Annotated in this window: 15 protein-coding genes; 9 read left to right on the top strand and 6 right to left on the bottom strand. The window is 54.5% G+C overall.

What is annotated here, in order from left to right:
* Window positions 1–206: 206 nt before the first annotated feature.
* Both HVX64_RS13755 and HVX64_RS13750 read left to right on the top strand, forming a co-directional pair.
* Window positions 207–1,784 (top strand): MFS transporter, encoded by a 1,578-nt coding sequence (locus HVX64_RS13755; protein WP_181825034.1) that lies wholly within the window; start codon window positions 207–209, stop codon window positions 1,782–1,784.
* 4 nt (window positions 1,785–1,788) lie between these two features.
* A complete protein-coding gene (locus HVX64_RS13750; protein ID WP_044257622.1) occupies window positions 1,789–2,928 on the top strand; it encodes a glycoside hydrolase family 105 protein in 1,140 nt (379 codons plus the stop codon).
* Window positions 2,929–2,975: 47 nt separating this feature from the next.
* Here HVX64_RS13750 and argS read toward each other — a convergent pair whose 3' ends face one another.
* On the bottom strand, window positions 2,976–4,709 hold the full coding sequence (gene argS, locus HVX64_RS13745) for an arginine--tRNA ligase (protein ID WP_044257623.1): 1,734 nt from the start codon (window positions 4,707–4,709) through the stop codon (window positions 2,976–2,978).
* A 238-nt stretch (window positions 4,710–4,947) separates the two neighbouring features.
* Between argS and HVX64_RS13740 the strand changes: the two genes are divergently transcribed.
* Both HVX64_RS13740 and cutC read left to right on the top strand, forming a co-directional pair.
* Entirely contained in the window at window positions 4,948–5,517 is a 570-nt protein-coding gene (locus tag HVX64_RS13740) for a VOC family protein (protein ID WP_044257624.1), read from the top strand.
* A 2-nt stretch (window positions 5,518–5,519) separates the two neighbouring features.
* A complete protein-coding gene (gene cutC / locus HVX64_RS13735) occupies window positions 5,520–6,266 on the top strand; it encodes a copper homeostasis protein CutC (protein WP_043000351.1) in 747 nt (248 codons plus the stop codon).
* 150 nt (window positions 6,267–6,416) lie between these two features.
* Here cutC and cmoB read toward each other — a convergent pair whose 3' ends face one another.
* From cmoB to HVX64_RS13710, 5 genes are read right to left on the bottom strand one after another with little or no spacing between them, the layout of a single operon-like run.
* Window positions 6,417–7,385 carry a tRNA 5-methoxyuridine(34)/uridine 5-oxyacetic acid(34) synthase CmoB gene (gene cmoB / locus HVX64_RS13730; RefSeq protein ID WP_044257625.1) on the bottom strand — a complete coding sequence of 323 codons (969 nt, stop codon included), beginning with the start codon at window positions 7,383–7,385 and terminating at the stop codon, window positions 6,417–6,419.
* Entirely contained in the window at window positions 7,382–8,125 is a 744-nt protein-coding gene (gene cmoA, locus HVX64_RS13725; RefSeq protein WP_043000353.1) for a carboxy-S-adenosyl-L-methionine synthase CmoA, read from the bottom strand. Before cmoA ends, cmoB begins: the two co-directional genes overlap by 4 nt.
* A gap of 40 nt (window positions 8,126–8,165) precedes the next feature.
* A complete protein-coding gene (locus tag HVX64_RS13720) occupies window positions 8,166–8,561 on the bottom strand; it encodes an MAPEG family protein (protein ID WP_042318401.1) in 396 nt (131 codons plus the stop codon).
* 51 nt (window positions 8,562–8,612) lie between these two features.
* Window positions 8,613–9,431 (bottom strand): DUF72 domain-containing protein, encoded by an 819-nt coding sequence (locus HVX64_RS13715; protein WP_044257626.1) that lies wholly within the window; start codon window positions 9,429–9,431, stop codon window positions 8,613–8,615.
* Entirely contained in the window at window positions 9,428–9,994 is a 567-nt protein-coding gene (locus HVX64_RS13710; protein WP_044257627.1) for a hydrolase, read from the bottom strand. The genes HVX64_RS13715 and HVX64_RS13710 overlap by 4 nt, the downstream gene beginning before the upstream one ends.
* Window positions 9,995–10,259: 265 nt before the next feature.
* Here HVX64_RS13710 and aspS point away from each other — a divergent pair, with 265 nt between their 5' ends.
* The 5 genes from aspS (at window position 10,260) to ruvA (ending at window position 14,619) form a co-directional block, all read left to right on the top strand.
* Window positions 10,260–12,032 carry an aspartate--tRNA ligase gene (gene aspS, locus HVX64_RS13705; protein WP_044257628.1) on the top strand — a complete coding sequence of 591 codons (1,773 nt, stop codon included), beginning with the start codon at window positions 10,260–10,262 and terminating at the stop codon, window positions 12,030–12,032.
* 117 nt (window positions 12,033–12,149) lie between these two features.
* On the top strand, window positions 12,150–12,602 hold the full coding sequence (nudB, locus tag HVX64_RS13700; RefSeq protein WP_044257809.1) for a dihydroneopterin triphosphate diphosphatase: 453 nt from the start codon (window positions 12,150–12,152) through the stop codon (window positions 12,600–12,602).
* Window positions 12,603–12,630: 28 nt separating this feature from the next.
* Window positions 12,631–13,374 (top strand): YebC/PmpR family DNA-binding transcriptional regulator, encoded by a 744-nt coding sequence (locus HVX64_RS13695; protein WP_043000357.1) that lies wholly within the window; start codon window positions 12,631–12,633, stop codon window positions 13,372–13,374.
* Between the two features lie 34 nt (window positions 13,375–13,408).
* Window positions 13,409–13,930: a crossover junction endodeoxyribonuclease RuvC gene (gene ruvC, locus HVX64_RS13690; protein ID WP_000022509.1), complete on the top strand. Its 522-nt coding sequence runs from the start codon at window positions 13,409–13,411 to the stop codon at window positions 13,928–13,930.
* Between the two features lie 77 nt (window positions 13,931–14,007).
* The gene (ruvA, locus tag HVX64_RS13685; protein ID WP_043000358.1) at window positions 14,008–14,619 is read left to right on the top strand and encodes a Holliday junction branch migration protein RuvA; all 612 of its coding nucleotides are present in this window, start codon (window positions 14,008–14,010) and stop codon (window positions 14,617–14,619) included.
* Window positions 14,620–14,624 lie beyond the last annotated feature (5 nt).

Below are 14,624 nucleotides of genomic sequence, written 5' to 3'. Positions count from 1 at the left end.
CCTTACCTTTTGATTGAAAAGAAACGCTGTTTTATAAATCGGTGACACGCGTTGCCGGTCTCTTTGCGTTTTTGCCATTTCACTCTCACCGGTGGCAAAAACGAAAAGGTATCCCACTTTGTAAGCTCTTACTGTAGCCGTGTAAGAACTCCTTTGGCGCAGCCAAACGGCCGGGAGTCCCCCAACCATTTGCAGGGTTAACGGCAATGAAAACACGTAAAATTGGATTGGTGAATTATTTCGCCTATGGTTCAGGCGATTTTCTGGGAGCAGGCACCACGGCGCTCACGGCAGCCTGGCTGCTCTATTTCTATACGACGTTCTGCGGGCTTTCTCCTATCGAAGCGACCTTCATCTTTGCGGCTGCAAGGGTGCTTGATGCTGTCGTCAGTCCGCTGATGGGCTTTTTGACCGATAACTTCGGTTCCACCTGGCTCGGTAAACGCTTTGGTCGGCGTAAATTCTTTATCTTGCTGGGGATCCCATGTGTATTCAGCTATTCACTGATGTGGGTAGGGGACATGGGATTCTGGTATTACCTGCTGACCTATCTGCTGTTTGATATCGTCTATACCATGATTCTGGTGCCTTACGAAACGCTGGTGCCGGAGATGACCGATGATTTCAAACAGAAAACCAAGTTTTCCGGCGCGCGTATCGGAATGGCGCAAATGTCCGCCATTCTGGCCTCTTTCCTGCCCGGCATTTTGTTAACCGCCTTCGGCAAGGACAACCCCATCTCCTTCTTTTATGCAAGCCTGGTGTTCTCAGTGCTGTGCGCACTGATGCTGACTTTTGTCTGGTTCTTTACCTGGGAACGCCCGCGTGAAGAGTGGACGGAAGCGGCGCTGCGGGCGGAAGAAGAGAAAAAGAGCCTGACGTTCAGCCAGAGCATGAACCGCCTGTTCGTAGAGTTGAGTTCCACACTGCGGATTAAGATTTTCCGTCAACATCTGGGGATGTATCTCGGCGGTTACATCGCGCAGGACGTGTTCAACGCCGTCTTTACTTACTATGTGGTGTTTGTCCTGATGCAGGAAGCGTCAATGGCGTCGAATTTGCTCGGTACGATGGCGATTTTCCAGTTCATTGCGGTTATTGCCATGATCCCGTTGTGCATCCGTTTTGGGCCCGCGCCGTCCTATCGAATGGTCGTGGTGTTGTTCGGTCTGAGCTCGCTCTCTTACGCGGTGCTTTACTACGCCGGATTGAGCGACATCTACTCTCTGTTGCTGCTGGTTTCTGCGGTGGCTGGGCTGGGCCGCGGCGGTATCAACTACGTTCCGTGGAACACCTACATTGCGGATGTCGATGAAGTCATTACCGGTCAGCGCCGCGAAGGGATCTTCGCCGGGATCATGACCCTGACGCGTAAAGCGTCGCAGGCAGGGGCGGTGATGCTGGTTGGGATTGTCATGCAAATGTCGGGCTTTGTTTCAGGGCAGAGCACGCAGCCTGAAGCGGTCAGCCATACCATTCTGTTGATTCTCAGTTGCGGTACGCTGCTGGTGCTGGCCTGTGGCTTCCTGGTCTCCCTGCGCTTCAAACTGAATTTGCAGACCCACAGCACGCTGCGTGAAGAGACGGTGAAAATGCGCGAATCCGGTCGCACAATGCCGGAAAGTATTACCCCACAGGCACGCGCCACCGTCGAGATGCTTGCCGGGCTGCCGTATGAATCACTTTGGGGTAACAACAATATTGGTTACCTGAATCGTAATAAACCCGCGGCTCCTTCACTGAAGCAGGCTGCGATATGGAATTCGACTTATCACAGAGGGTAAAGATATGAAGGTTTGGCCTGTCAAACATAGCTCGTTACTGCGTCAGCCGGAACGGTTTATCTCACGGGAAGCGCTGAAAGCGTTAATTCAGACGGTGACGACCAATCTGGTGAACATTAAGGACGAGACGGGTCAATTTCTGCTGCGCCTTGACGACGGACGTGTGATAGACACCAAAGGCTGGGCAGGATGGGAATGGACGCACGGCGTTGGGCTGTACGGGATGTATCAGTACTACCAGCAGACCGGCGACGAAACGATACGCGACATCATCGACAACTGGTTTGCTGACCGTTTTGCTGAAGGGACCACCACCAAAAACGTCAACACGATGGCACCATTTTTGACTCTGGCGTATCGCTACGAGGAGACGCGTAATCCCGCTTATCTGCCGTGGCTTGACGCGTGGGCGGAATGGGCGATGTATGAGATGCCGCGCACCGATCACGGCGGTATGCAGCACATCACGCTGGCGGAAGAGAACCATCAGCAAATGTGGGATGACACCCTGATGATGACGGTGCTGCCACTGGCGAAAATCGGTAAGTTGCTTAAGCGTCCTGAATATGTGGAAGAGGCGACCTATCAGTTTTTGCTGCACGTACAGAATCTGATGGACCGGGAGACTGGCCTGTGGTTCCACGGCTGGAATTACGACGGGCATCATAACTTTGCCAGTGCCCGTTGGGCACGCGGCAATAGCTGGCTGACCATTGTGATCCCGGACTTCCTCGAACTGGTGGACCTGCCAGAAAATAACGCCGTGCGCCGCTATCTGGTACAGGTGCTGAATGCGCAGATTGCTGCGCTGGCGAACTGTCAGGATGAAAGCGGGTTGTGGCACACGCTGCTTGACGATCCGCACTCCTACCTGGAAGCCTCCGCTACCGCAGGATTTGCCTACGGAATTTTAAAAGCGGTGCGCAAGCGTTATGTCAGTGCGGACTATGCCGAGGTGGCGGAAAAAGCGATTCGTGGAATTGTGCACAACATTTCCCCGCAAGGGGAGTTGCTGCAAACGTCTTTCGGTACGGGCATGGGCCACGATCTCGACTTCTACCGGGCGATTCCGCTGACTTCCATGCCCTATGGCCAGGCGATGGCGATGCTGTGTCTGACGGAGTATTTGCGGAAGTATTTCTGATAGCCTGAAAAAACAGAACCCGGCATTTGCCGGGTTCTGTTTATCGCTTACATGCGTTCTACGGTTTCGATACCCAGAGTATCCAGACCGAGCTTCAACGTTTTCGCCGTCAGCAGCGCCAGTTTCAGGCGGCTGTTACGAACTTCTTCGTTTTCTGCGCTCAGGATTGGGCAGTGTTCGTAGAAGCCTGAGAACAGACCGGCGACGTCATACAGGTAGGCACACATTACGTGCGGCGTCCCTTCACGCGCAACAACGGTCAGCGTTTCTTCAAACTGCAGCAGACGGGCAGCCAGTTGCGCTTCGCGATCTTCGCTGAGCTGTACCTTCGCGTTCGCCAGATCATTTTCATCCAGACCGGATTTACGGAATACCGACAGCACACGAGTGTAGGCATACTGCATGTAAGGCGCGGTATTGCCTTCGAAGGCCAGCATGTTATCCCAGTCGAATATGTAGTCGGTGGTGCGGTTTTTGGACAAATCGGCGTATTTCACCGCGCCTATCCCGACGGCGTTGGCCAGTTTTTCCAGTTCGTCTGCCGGCATGTCCGGGTTCTTCTCGCTCACCAGACGACGGGCGCGTTCCAGCGCTTCGTCCAGCAGGTCTGCCAGTTTCACCGTACCGCCTGCGCGCGTTTTGAACGGCTTACCGTCTTTGCCCAGCATCATGCCGAACATGTGATGTTCCAGCGGCACGGCGTCAGGCACGTAACCGGCTTTACGCACGATGGTCCACGCTTGCATCAGGTGCTGGTGCTGACGGGAGTCGATGTAATAGAGCACGCGATCGGCATGCAATGTTTCATAACGGTACTTGGCGCAGGCAATATCGGTGGTAGTGTACAAATAGCCGCCATCTTTCTTCTGAATGATGACCCCCATCGGTTCGCCTTCCTTGTTTTTATACTCATCAAGGAATACGACGGTGGCGCCTTCGCTTTCGACGGCCAGACCCTTGGCTTTCAGATCGGCCACGATCCCCGGCAGCATCGGGTTGTACAGGCTTTCGCCCATCACATCGTCGCGGGTCAGGGTTACATTCAAACGGTCATAGGTGATCTGATTCTGGGACATGGTGATGTCGACCAGTTTGCGCCACATCTGCAGGAAGTATTCGTCGCCACCCTGCAGTTTTACCACGTAGCTACGGGCGCGCTCGGCGAAGGCTTCATCTTCGTCGTAATGTTTTTTGGCTTCACGATAGAAACCTTCGAGATCCGCCAGCGCCATTTCACCGGCGTTTTCCTGCTGCTGTTTTTCCAGATACGCGATCAGCATGCCGAACTGAGTGCCCCAGTCGCCGACGTGGTTGGCGCGAATAACGTGGTGGCCGAGGAACTCAAGGGTACGCACGGCGGCGTCACCGATAATGGTGGAGCGCAGGTGGCCGACGTGCATCTCTTTCGCCACGTTTGGCGCGGAGTAATCGACAACCACCGTCTGCTTCGCCGGTTTAGTCACGCCGAGACGATCGGAGGTCAACGCCTGTTCCACATGTTCCGCCAGGAATGCCGGGTCGAGGAAGATATTGATAAAGCCAGGGCCCGCGATTTCAACTTTGCTGGCGATACCGTTCAGATCCAGATGAGTCAGCACCTGCTCAGCCAGTTGTCGTGGAGCCATACCCAGTTTTTTAGCAACTGCCATCATGCCATTGGCCTGATAGTCGCCGAACTGTACTTTTGCTGACTGACGAACCTGCGGTTCGCAATCTGCAGGCGCGCCTGCAGCAATCATGGCCTGACTGACTTTTTCTGAGAGAAGAGCCTGAATATTCACCGGAATACCTTACGTTGATGAAGCGGGTTGATGTTTACCGCACCAGTTTAAGAATTAAGGGCGGGAGTATACTGCAAATGCCCCCCTGCGTCAGCACTGCGCAGCCGTAAGCGCGTACAGAAAATAAGCGTTAAAGGAGTGCATAAGCATGCATACCACAAATCCTGCAATCTACGGTTGGTTGCGAGAGGTCAACGGAGTAAATTAGCGGCTTTGAACACCGATAAGAGCTCTTATTATGGCGAACTGGCAGACCATTGACGAACTGCATGATATTTCCGCAGATTTACCGCGATTCACTCAGGCGTTCACAGAACTTTCCACTCGCCTCGGTCTGGATGTTGCACCGCTTGAGGCCGATCACATTTCTCTGCGTTGTCATCAGAACGCCACTGCTGAACGCTGGCGTCGAGGATTTGAACAATGCGGCGAGCTGCTGTCGGAAAATACCATCAACGGGCGACCAATTTGTCTGTTCAAATTGCATGAGCCGGTGTGCGTCGCGCACTGGCGCTTGAGCATTGTGGAACTGCCGTGGCCCGGGGAAAAGCGGTATCCTCATGAAGGGTGGGAACACATTGAGATTGTCCTGCCTGGCGCTCCTGAAACCCTGAATGCCCGTGCATTAGCGCTGCTTTCAGATGACGGACTGAGCCAGCCGGGCATTTTTGTGAAAACCAGTTCACCGAAAGGGGAACACGAACGTCTGCCGAACCCGACGCTGGCGGTCACTGACGGGAAGGTCACCGTCAAATTCCACCCGTGGTCAATTGAGGCAATCGTCGCCAGCGAACAGCAACAGGAGTGAATATGACATTGCTGGAAATCTGTTGTTACAGCATGGAGTGCGCGCTTACGGCGCAGCAAAACGGCGCGGACCGCATTGAACTGTGCGCCGCGCCAAAAGAAGGGGGCTTAACGCCATCACTGGGCGTGCTGCGCTCGGTTCGTCAGGCGGTGACGATTCCGGTACATCCGATCATTCGGCCGCGCGGTGGAGATTTTTGTTATACCGACGGTGAGTTCGCGGCGATGCTGGACGATGTACGGACCGTACGTGAACTGGGGTTTCCCGGACTGGTGACAGGCATTCTTGATCCTGACGGTCATGTCGACATGCCACGTATGCGGCAGATTATGGACGCGGCAGGTCCTCTGGCTGTGACCTTTCACCGCGCGTTCGATATGTGTGCTAATCCGTTAAATGCACTACATAATCTTGCGGAACTGGGTGTCGCCAGAGTGCTGACGTCGGGGCAGAAATCAGATGCAGTGCAAGGTTTAGCAAATATTATTGAACTTATTGCTCACCCCGGTGCTCCAATCATTATGGCCGGAGCGGGGGTTCGCGCAGAAAATCTGCCGCGTTTCCTGGATGCCGGAGTACGGGAAGTACACAGCTCCGCCGGAACCTTGCTGGTTTCACCTATGCGCTATCGCAATCAGGGTCTGTCAATGTCGACAGATAAGCAAGCGGATGAATATTCCCGCTATGCGGTAGACGGCAAGTCGGTTGCTGAAATGAAAGGAATCATTGTTCGCCATCAGGCCAAATGATTTTACCGTTGCATCATGTCGCCCAATATGATGCTTGCTCGTACCAGGCCCCTGCCCATTCAACAGGGGCCTTTTTTTACGCTAAATTTCGCTGATGAATGAAACCATAGGCCGGAGGCGCTTCGCTTATCCGGCTTACGACCCATGACATCACGGCTTACGCGCAATTAATACGGCACGTAATGGGGCGGGGTAGCCTTCGACCGTTTTGCTGTGATCGTTCGGATCGAGGAAATCGGCCAGCGATTCGGTGACCATCCATTCGGTACGGCGCTGCTCTTCGGTCGTCGTCACGCAGACATCCGCGATGCGAACATCAACGAAGCCACATTTTTCCAGCCAGTTTTTCAGCGCCAGCGCGGAAGGGATGAAATAGACGTTGCGCATCTGCGCGTAGCGATCGCCCGGCACCAGCACAGTATTTTCATCGCCTTCCACCACCAGCGTTTCCAGCACCAGTTCGCCGTCTTTCAGCAGTTGATCTTTCAACTGCCAGAGATGCTCCAGCGGGGAGCGGCGATGGTAAAGCACGCCCATCGAAAAGACGGTATCAAACGCATTCAGCGCCGGAAGTTGTTCTATACCCAGCGGCAGCAGATGCGCACGCTGATCGTTCCCCAGCAGCTTTCGCACCGCTTCAAACTGGCACAGGAACAGTTGCGTCGGGTCAATACCAACAGCCAGATGCGCACCCGCGCCAATCATGCGCCACATATGGTAGCCGCTGCCGCAACCCACATCCAGAATCGTGCGACCGGTCAGATCCGACAGATGCGGCAGTACGCGATCCCATTTCCAGTCAGAACGCCATTCGGTATCAATGTTCACGCCATACAGCGAGTATGGCCCTTTACGCCATGGCATCAGATTTCGCATCAGGGTGTCGATACGCTTGATCTGCCCCGGGCTCAGCGGCGCTTCACTTTCCGCCGTCACGCTGTGTAATAAATCCAGACGGTACGGCGTCAGTTCCGGCAGAAATTCCACCGCGTTTGACCACTGCTTAAACAGACCGTGCTGATCGCGCTGCCAGGCGGCAATCTGCGCGGGCAGCGTTTCCAGCCAGTGGGCAAGATGATTTTTGGCAATCAGCTGATAGAAGTTACCAAAGTCGATCATGCGCTTGCCTCAGCTTTCAACGCCACCAGTGAACCAAAGTTGAAGCACTGGAACCACAGTTCGCTGTGCTCAAAACCGGCCTGACGCAGGCGGGCTTTATGGGTTTCAACTGAATCGGTCAGCATCACGTTTTCCAGCATGCTGCGCTTCTGGCTGATTTCCAGTTCGCTGTAGCCGTTGGCTCGCTTGAAGTCGTGGTGCATGTTGAACAGCAGTTCGCCCACTTTCGCATCTTCGAAGCTGAATTTTTCCGACAGCACCAGCGCGCCGCCCGGATTCAGCCCCTGATAAATCTTATCCAACAACGCCTGGCGCTCCGGCGGCTCAAGGAATTGCAGGGTAAAATTCAGTACCACCATTGAGGCGTTCTCGATGGTGATGGCGCGGATGTCGCCTTCCACAACCTCAACTGGCGTGGGCGCCTTGTAAGCATCGATATGACGGCGGCAGCGTTCAATCATCGCCGGGGAGTTATCAACGGCGATAATTTTGCAGTTTTCATGATGGATATTGCGACGCACCGAGAGCGTCGCCGCACCCAGCGAACAACCCAGATCGTAGACCTGCGTATCCGGCTGCACAAAGCGCTCGGCAAGCATGCCAATCATCGAAATAATATTGGAATAGCCGGGAACAGAACGCTGGATCATATCCGGGAAGACTTCGGCTACCCGTTCATCGAAGGTCCAGTCGCCCAGGCTGGCGATGGGCGCAGAAAAAAGCGTGTCGCGGTGAGACATAACGTAAAAATCCGGGAAAAATAAAGTGGCGTATTGTGCGCTAATGCAGGGAGAAAACCAACTCCCACGGCATATACCAAAGGTTCGCCAGCACCATCAGTAACAATGCACACCAGGTGGCACTCATGCCGGAGCGACGCCAGCGGAACAGACGGTGATGGAAACCGTAATAATGCATCAGCCGACCCACGAGCAGAATAATGCCGCAAATATGCACCATCCAGGTTTCTGCGCCGTTCATTTCCATAAACAGCAGCAGCACTAACGCGACGGGAATATATTCCACCGCATTACCATGAATGCGGATGGCTGTCTGGAGTTCACTGAAGCCGCCGTCACCATAGGCAACGCGGTATTGCATCCGCAGGCGGACAACGTCAAAAGAAAACTTCATCAACAACAACGCACCCAAAACGGCATACAGCGCGCTTACCATACAAACTCCCTTTAAAATGGCTGATGGCACTGTCTATGATAGGTGGCAATTTCAGAAAAGAGAAGATTGCTGTGGAATGGACGGAGCAGTTCCGATATCCGGTAAAACATCTCGCAAGTCCTGCCACAGGGTATCGACCAGTTCCGGAGCCTGCGCGATATCCGGGGTATGCAAAAAGAGATACGGTGTGGTGGCCTGTTCCCAGAGCGGTAATTTTTTTAGCCAGTCGGCAAAGAACGCCCGGTTTTGTCGCATATCATCGCTGCCGATAAAGCGCACCAGTGGATGGTTCGCGGTCACTAATGCATGTACCGGCAGTTTCGGCTTCTTGCGCTGGGCGTCGCGGATTGCTTCATTATGCGCATGGGCCGCGTGTACCGGACGACTGTCGAGGATAACCCGATTCACTCCGCGCTGATGCAATCCGCTATTAAGCTGCTGTTCAGCGTCGCCTTTAGCGAAAAATTCAGGATGACGGACTTCGACGCCGTAGGTAAATATCTGTGGCAGGGCATCGAGAAAATGCCAGAGCGCAGGGAGATCACGTGGGCCAAAGGTGGCGGGCAATTGCAGCCAGTACTGACCGATGCGGCTTTCCAGCGGCGACATTCGGGTCAGGAATTCGTGCAGCAGATCATCGCAATTGCGCAGAGCTGCCTGATGGGAAATGGTCGCTGGAAATTTAAAACAGAAACGAAACGCATCCGTCGTTTGTGCGTACCAGCGTGCCACAATCTCCGCTTTTGGTAGCGCATACAGCGTGGTGTTGCCTTCCACACAGTTAAAGTGGCGGGCGTACTCTTCAAGACCGGTGATGCCAAGACGCACCCATTTTGGGTGCGACCATTGCGGCAGGCCAATGTAGATCATAAGGCGTTGACGATCTCTTCTGTGCTGCGCACTCGCGCAATACGAGGGAAAATGTGCGTCAGGCTGTTCTTATGCTGGTCGGCGCTGGCGGCACTACAGGCGTCTTCGGCAATCACCAGGCTAAAACCCAGCTCCCAGGCGTTACGTGCGGTGGACTCGACGCCGATATTGGTCGAAATCCCGCACAGTACGATGGTGTCGATACCGCGGCGGCGTAACTGAAGCTCAAGATCCGTGCCATAGAATGCGCCCCACTGGCGCTTGGTGACTTCCAGATCGCTGTCGTCTTTGCCCAGCGCAGGCGGATAGGTCCACCAGTTTTCCGGCAGCGCATGGGCCGGTGCCTGTGCATCTACGGGTTGTTTGAGCGCTTCGGCGTAATCATCAGACCAGCCCACGCGGACCATAACCACCGGGGAGCCGTTAGCACGAAACGTCTGTGCCAGTCGGGCAGCGCGCGCCACCACGTCATTGGCAGAATGAGGGCCGCCGGCGAAGGGCAGGATCCCTTCCTGCAGGTCGATAATGACCAGGGCGGTCGTTTTTGCGTTCAGTTGTAACATGATAACTCCCGTCAAGAATCGAAATTCCGTTACACCTTAATCGCGATTGGGTGTGTAACGAGCGACAATTTTTGTTATTTTTTGTGAGAATACGCAATGCCCGTCCAGGAAACAGGCGTACAGTCAGTACCGGGCTTATCGTGCGGCGGAATTTCCAGTATAATAGCCGCCTTTTTTCATTCAGTTGTGACATACAGTTAAAGCTGCGACATCGTGGCCTGCAAGACAGGCGACAATCCGCCTGCGGCTAATTAAGGGATATCTCATGCGTACAGAATATTGCGGACAGTTGCGTCTGTCCCACGTGGGGCAGCAGGTGACTCTGTGTGGTTGGGTCAACCGTCGTCGTGATCTTGGTAGTCTGATCTTCATCGACATGCGCGATCGCGAAGGTATCGTGCAGGTGTTTTTCGATCCGGATCGTGCGGACGCGTTAAAGCTGGCCTCTGAACTGCGTAATGAGTTCTGCATCCAGGTGACGGGCACCGTGCGTGCGCGTGACGAGAAAAACGTCAACGGTGAGATGGCAACCGGCGAAATTGAAGTGCTGGCCTCTTCGCTGACGATCATCAACCGTGCAGAATCACTGCCGCTTGACTCTAACCACGTGAACACCGAAGAAGCGCGTCTGAAATACCGTTATCTGGATCTGCGTCGCCCGGAAATGGCGCAACGCCTGAAAACCCGCGCGAAGATCACAAGCCTGGTACGTCGCTTTATGGACGACCACGGTTTCCTCGATATCGAAACCCCAATGCTGACCAAAGCCACGCCGGAAGGCGCGCGTGACTATCTGGTTCCTTCGCGTGTACACAAAGGCAAATTTTACGCGCTGCCGCAGTCACCTCAGCTGTTTAAACAACTGCTGATGATGTCCGGCTTTGACCGTTACTACCAGATCGTCAAATGCTTCCGCGACGAAGACCTGCGTGCTGACCGTCAGCCTGAATTTACCCAGATCGATGTGGAAACCTCCTTCATGACCGCCGAACAGGTACGTGAAGTGATGGAAGCGCTGGTGCGTAACCTGTGGAATGAGGTGAAAGGTGTGGAACTGGGTGACTTCCCGGTCATGACTTTTGCTGAAGCCGAGCGTCGTTACGGTTCTGACAAACCGGACCTGCGTAACCCGATGGAACTGGTGGACGTTGCCGACCTGCTGAAGGCCGTTGAGTTTGCCGTGTTCTCTGGTCCGGCGAACGATCCGAAAGGTCGCGTTGCTGCGCTGCGTGTACCAGGCGGGGCGAGCTTAAGTCGTAAGCAGATCGACGACTATGGTAACTTCATTAAGATCTACGGCGCGAAAGGTCTGGCTTATATCAAAGTCATCGAGCGAGCGAAAGGTCTGGAAGGTATCAACAGCCCGGTGGCGAAATTCCTCAATGCGGAAATCGTGGAAGCCATCCTTGAGCGCACAGGCGCGCAGGATGGCGATATGATTTTCTTCGGTGCGGACAACAAGAAAGTGGTGGCTGACGCGCTGGGCGCGCTGCGTCTGAAACTGGGTAAAGACCTGGGTCTGACTGACGAAACGAAATGGGCGCCGCTGTGGGTCATCGACTTCCCGATGTTTGAAGACGACGGCGAAGGCGGCCTGACCGCGATGCACCACCCGTTCACCTCACCGAAAGACATGACGGCTGCAGAACTGAAAGCGGCGCCAGAAGACGCGGTGGCGAATGCCTACGATATGGTGATCAACGGCTACGAAGTCGGTGGTGGTTCCGTGCGTATTCACAGCGGTGAAATGCAGCAGACCGTGTTTGGCATTCTGGGCATCAATGAACAGGAACAGCGTGAGAAGTTTGGCTTCCTGCTCGACGCACTGAAATACGGTACGCCGCCGCACGCGGGTCTGGCATTCGGTCTTGACCGTTTGACCATGCTGCTGACCGGCACCGATAATATTCGTGACGTAATCGCCTTCCCGAAAACCACCGCTGCGGCGTGTCTGATGACCGAAGCGCCGAGCATCGCGAACCCGGCAGCACTGGCTGAACTGGGTATCGACGTGGTGAAGAAGGAAGAGAAATACTGATATGGCTGATATGCACGAAATCATTCGCGCTACCTCGCGGCGGCAACGGAGTGAGTTCCCATGATCATAGCTAACACTATGAATGGGATGAGCGAAGGCAGCCAACAACGAGATAGCGTGAAGGATAAAGTGTATAAGCGTCCCGTTTCGGTTCTGGTCGTTATCTACGCGCAGGACTCGAAACGGGTGTTGATGTTACAGCGACGCGACGATCCTGAATTCTGGCAGTCGGTTACCGGCAGTGTGGAAGAGGGAGAGACCACGTCGCAGGCCGCCATGCGCGAAGTAAAGGAAGAGGTCGCCATTGACGTTGCGGTTGAGCAACTGACCTTAATTGACTGTCAGCGCACGGTGGAGTTTGAGATTTTTTCTCATTTACGTCATCGCTATGCACCGGGTGTGTTGCGCAATACAGAATCCTGGTTCTGCCTTGCGCTGCCGCACGAGCGTCAGATCGTTTTTAGCGAACATCTGGCCTACCAGTGGCTTGATGCGCCAGCTGCGGCGGCGCTCACCAAGTCATGGAGCAACCGGCAGGCGATTGAAGAATTTGTGATTAACATCGCCTGAGAGGGCGTGCTTTTTTGAGGAAATATTTATGGCAGGTCATAGTAAATGGGCCAACACCAGACACCGTAAAGCGGCGCAGGATGCGAAGCGCGGCAAAATCTTCACCAAGATTATTCGTGAGCTGGTGACAGCAGCCAAACTGGGCGGCGGCGATCCGGATGCGAACCCGCGTCTGCGTGCGGCTATCGACAAAGCGCTGGCTAACAACATGACCCGTGACACGCTGAACCGTGCAATCGCCCGCGGCGTGGGTGGTGATGATGATGCGAACATGGAAACCATCATCTATGAAGGTTATGGTCCTGGCGGCACTGCCGTGATGATTGAATGTCTGTCTGACAACCGTAACCGTACCGTTGCCGAAGTACGTCACGCCTTCAGCAAAACCGGGGGTAACCTGGGCACGGATGGTTCTGTTTCCTACCTGTTCAGCAAAAAAGGCGTCATCTCATTCGAGAAAGGGGATGAAGACGCCATTATGGAAGCGGCACTGGAAGCGGGTGCGGAAGACGTGGTGACCTTCGATGATGGCGCGATTGATGTCTACACGGCATGGGAAGAGATGGGTAAAGTGCGTGACGCACTGGAAGCCGCCGGTCTGAAAGCCGACAGTTCTGAAGTCTCTATGATCCCGTCGACCAAAGCGGAAATGGATGCGGAAACCGCACCGAAACTGATGCGTCTGATCGACATGCTGGAAGATTGTGACGACGTGCAGGAAGTTTATCACAACGGTGAAATCTCTGATGAGGTTGCCGCTACATTAGAATGATGGGGCTTAATCCCGTTAGAACCGGAGGCGCGTGATGTCCATCATTCTCGGTATTGATCCGGGCTCCCGCATCACCGGTTACGGCGTGATACGTCAGGTCGGTAGACAACTGACGTATCTCGGCAGCGGCTGCATTCGTACCAAAGTCGACGATCTTCCGTCACGCCTGAAGCTGATTTATGCCGGCGTGACGGAAATCATCACCCAGTTTCAGCCCGACTACTTTGCCATCGAGCAGGTGTTTATGGCGAAGAACGCCGATTCTGCGCTCAAACTGGGGCAGGCGCGCGGGGTAGCGATTGTGGCGGCGGTCAACCAGGAACTGCCGGTATTTGAATACGCGGCACGTCAGGTCAAGCAGACGGTGGTTGGCATTGGTAGCGCAGAGAAAAGTCAGGTGCAGCACATGGTGCGAACCTTGCTGAAACTGCCCGCGAATCCGCAGGCGGATGCGGCAGATGCGTTGGCCATCGCCATTACGCACTGCCATGTTAGTCAGAATGCGATGCAAATGAGCGAATCACGCCTCAATCTTGCCCGAGGTCGCTTGCGATAATGACAAATGAGGCTGGATATCTATCCAGCCTTTTTTTATGATACAGCTTTACTTTCGGCCCAACGCAGGAGCGTAACGTGATAGGCAGACTCAGAGGCATCATTCTGGAAAAACAACCCCCGCTGGTGTTACTCGAAGTGGGCGGCGTCGGCTATGAAGTGCATATGCCCATGACCTGTTTTTATGAGCTCCCGGAATCCGGAAAAGAAGCCGTTGTCTTTACCCACTTCGTGGTTCGCGAAGACGCGCAGCTGCTGTACGGTTTTAACAATAAGCAAGAGCGCACGTTGTTTAAAGAACTCATTAAAACCAACGGCGTCGGGCCTAAACTGGCGCTGGCGATCCTCTCCGGGATGTCCGCACAGCAGTTCGTCAATGCTGTCGAACGCGAAGAACTGGGCGCGTTGGTCAAGCTGCCTGGTATTGGCAAAAAAACGGCTGAACGACTGATTGTCGAAATGAAGGACCGTTTCAAGGGTCTGCATGGCGATCTCTTTACGCCAGCCGCCGATCTGGTGCTGACCTCGCCAGCGAGCCCGGCGACGGACGATGCCGAACAGGAAGCGGTTGCGGCGCTGGTGGCGCTGGGCTATAAACCACAGGAAGCCAGCCGCATGGTGAGCAAAATCGCTCGCCCGGATGCCAGCAGTGAAACACTGATCCGCGAAGCCCTGCGCGCCGCGTTATGAGGTAA

Source organism: Citrobacter sp. RHB20-C16, from assembly GCF_013890155.1.
Taxonomy (GTDB): Bacteria; Pseudomonadota; Gammaproteobacteria; order Enterobacterales; family Enterobacteriaceae; genus Citrobacter_A; species Citrobacter_A amalonaticus.
This window is presented reverse-complemented; position numbering and strand designations above follow the sequence as displayed.

Coding starts and splice junctions, on each gene's coding strand:
- HVX64_RS13755 (WP_181825034.1), top strand. CDS start 207: ATGAAAACACGTAAAATTGGATTGGTGAATTATTTCGCCTATGGTTCA.
- HVX64_RS13750 (WP_044257622.1), top strand. CDS start 1,789: ATGAAGGTTTGGCCTGTCAAACATAGCTCGTTACTGCGTCAGCCGGAA.
- HVX64_RS13740 (WP_044257624.1), top strand. CDS start 4,948: ATGGCGAACTGGCAGACCATTGACGAACTGCATGATATTTCCGCAGAT.
- cutC (WP_043000351.1), top strand. CDS start 5,520: ATGACATTGCTGGAAATCTGTTGTTACAGCATGGAGTGCGCGCTTACG.
- cmoB (WP_044257625.1), bottom strand. CDS start 7,385: ATGATCGACTTTGGTAACTTCTATCAGCTGATTGCCAAAAATCATCTT.
- cmoA (WP_043000353.1), bottom strand. CDS start 8,125: ATGTCTCACCGCGACACGCTTTTTTCTGCGCCCATCGCCAGCCTGGGC.
- HVX64_RS13720 (WP_042318401.1), bottom strand. CDS start 8,561: ATGGTAAGCGCGCTGTATGCCGTTTTGGGTGCGTTGTTGTTGATGAAG.
- HVX64_RS13715 (WP_044257626.1), bottom strand. CDS start 9,431: ATGATCTACATTGGCCTGCCGCAATGGTCGCACCCAAAATGGGTGCGT.
- HVX64_RS13710 (WP_044257627.1), bottom strand. CDS start 9,994: ATGTTACAACTGAACGCAAAAACGACCGCCCTGGTCATTATCGACCTG.
- aspS (WP_044257628.1), top strand. CDS start 10,260: ATGCGTACAGAATATTGCGGACAGTTGCGTCTGTCCCACGTGGGGCAG.
- HVX64_RS13695 (WP_043000357.1), top strand. CDS start 12,631: ATGGCAGGTCATAGTAAATGGGCCAACACCAGACACCGTAAAGCGGCG.
- ruvC (WP_000022509.1), top strand. CDS start 13,409: ATGTCCATCATTCTCGGTATTGATCCGGGCTCCCGCATCACCGGTTAC.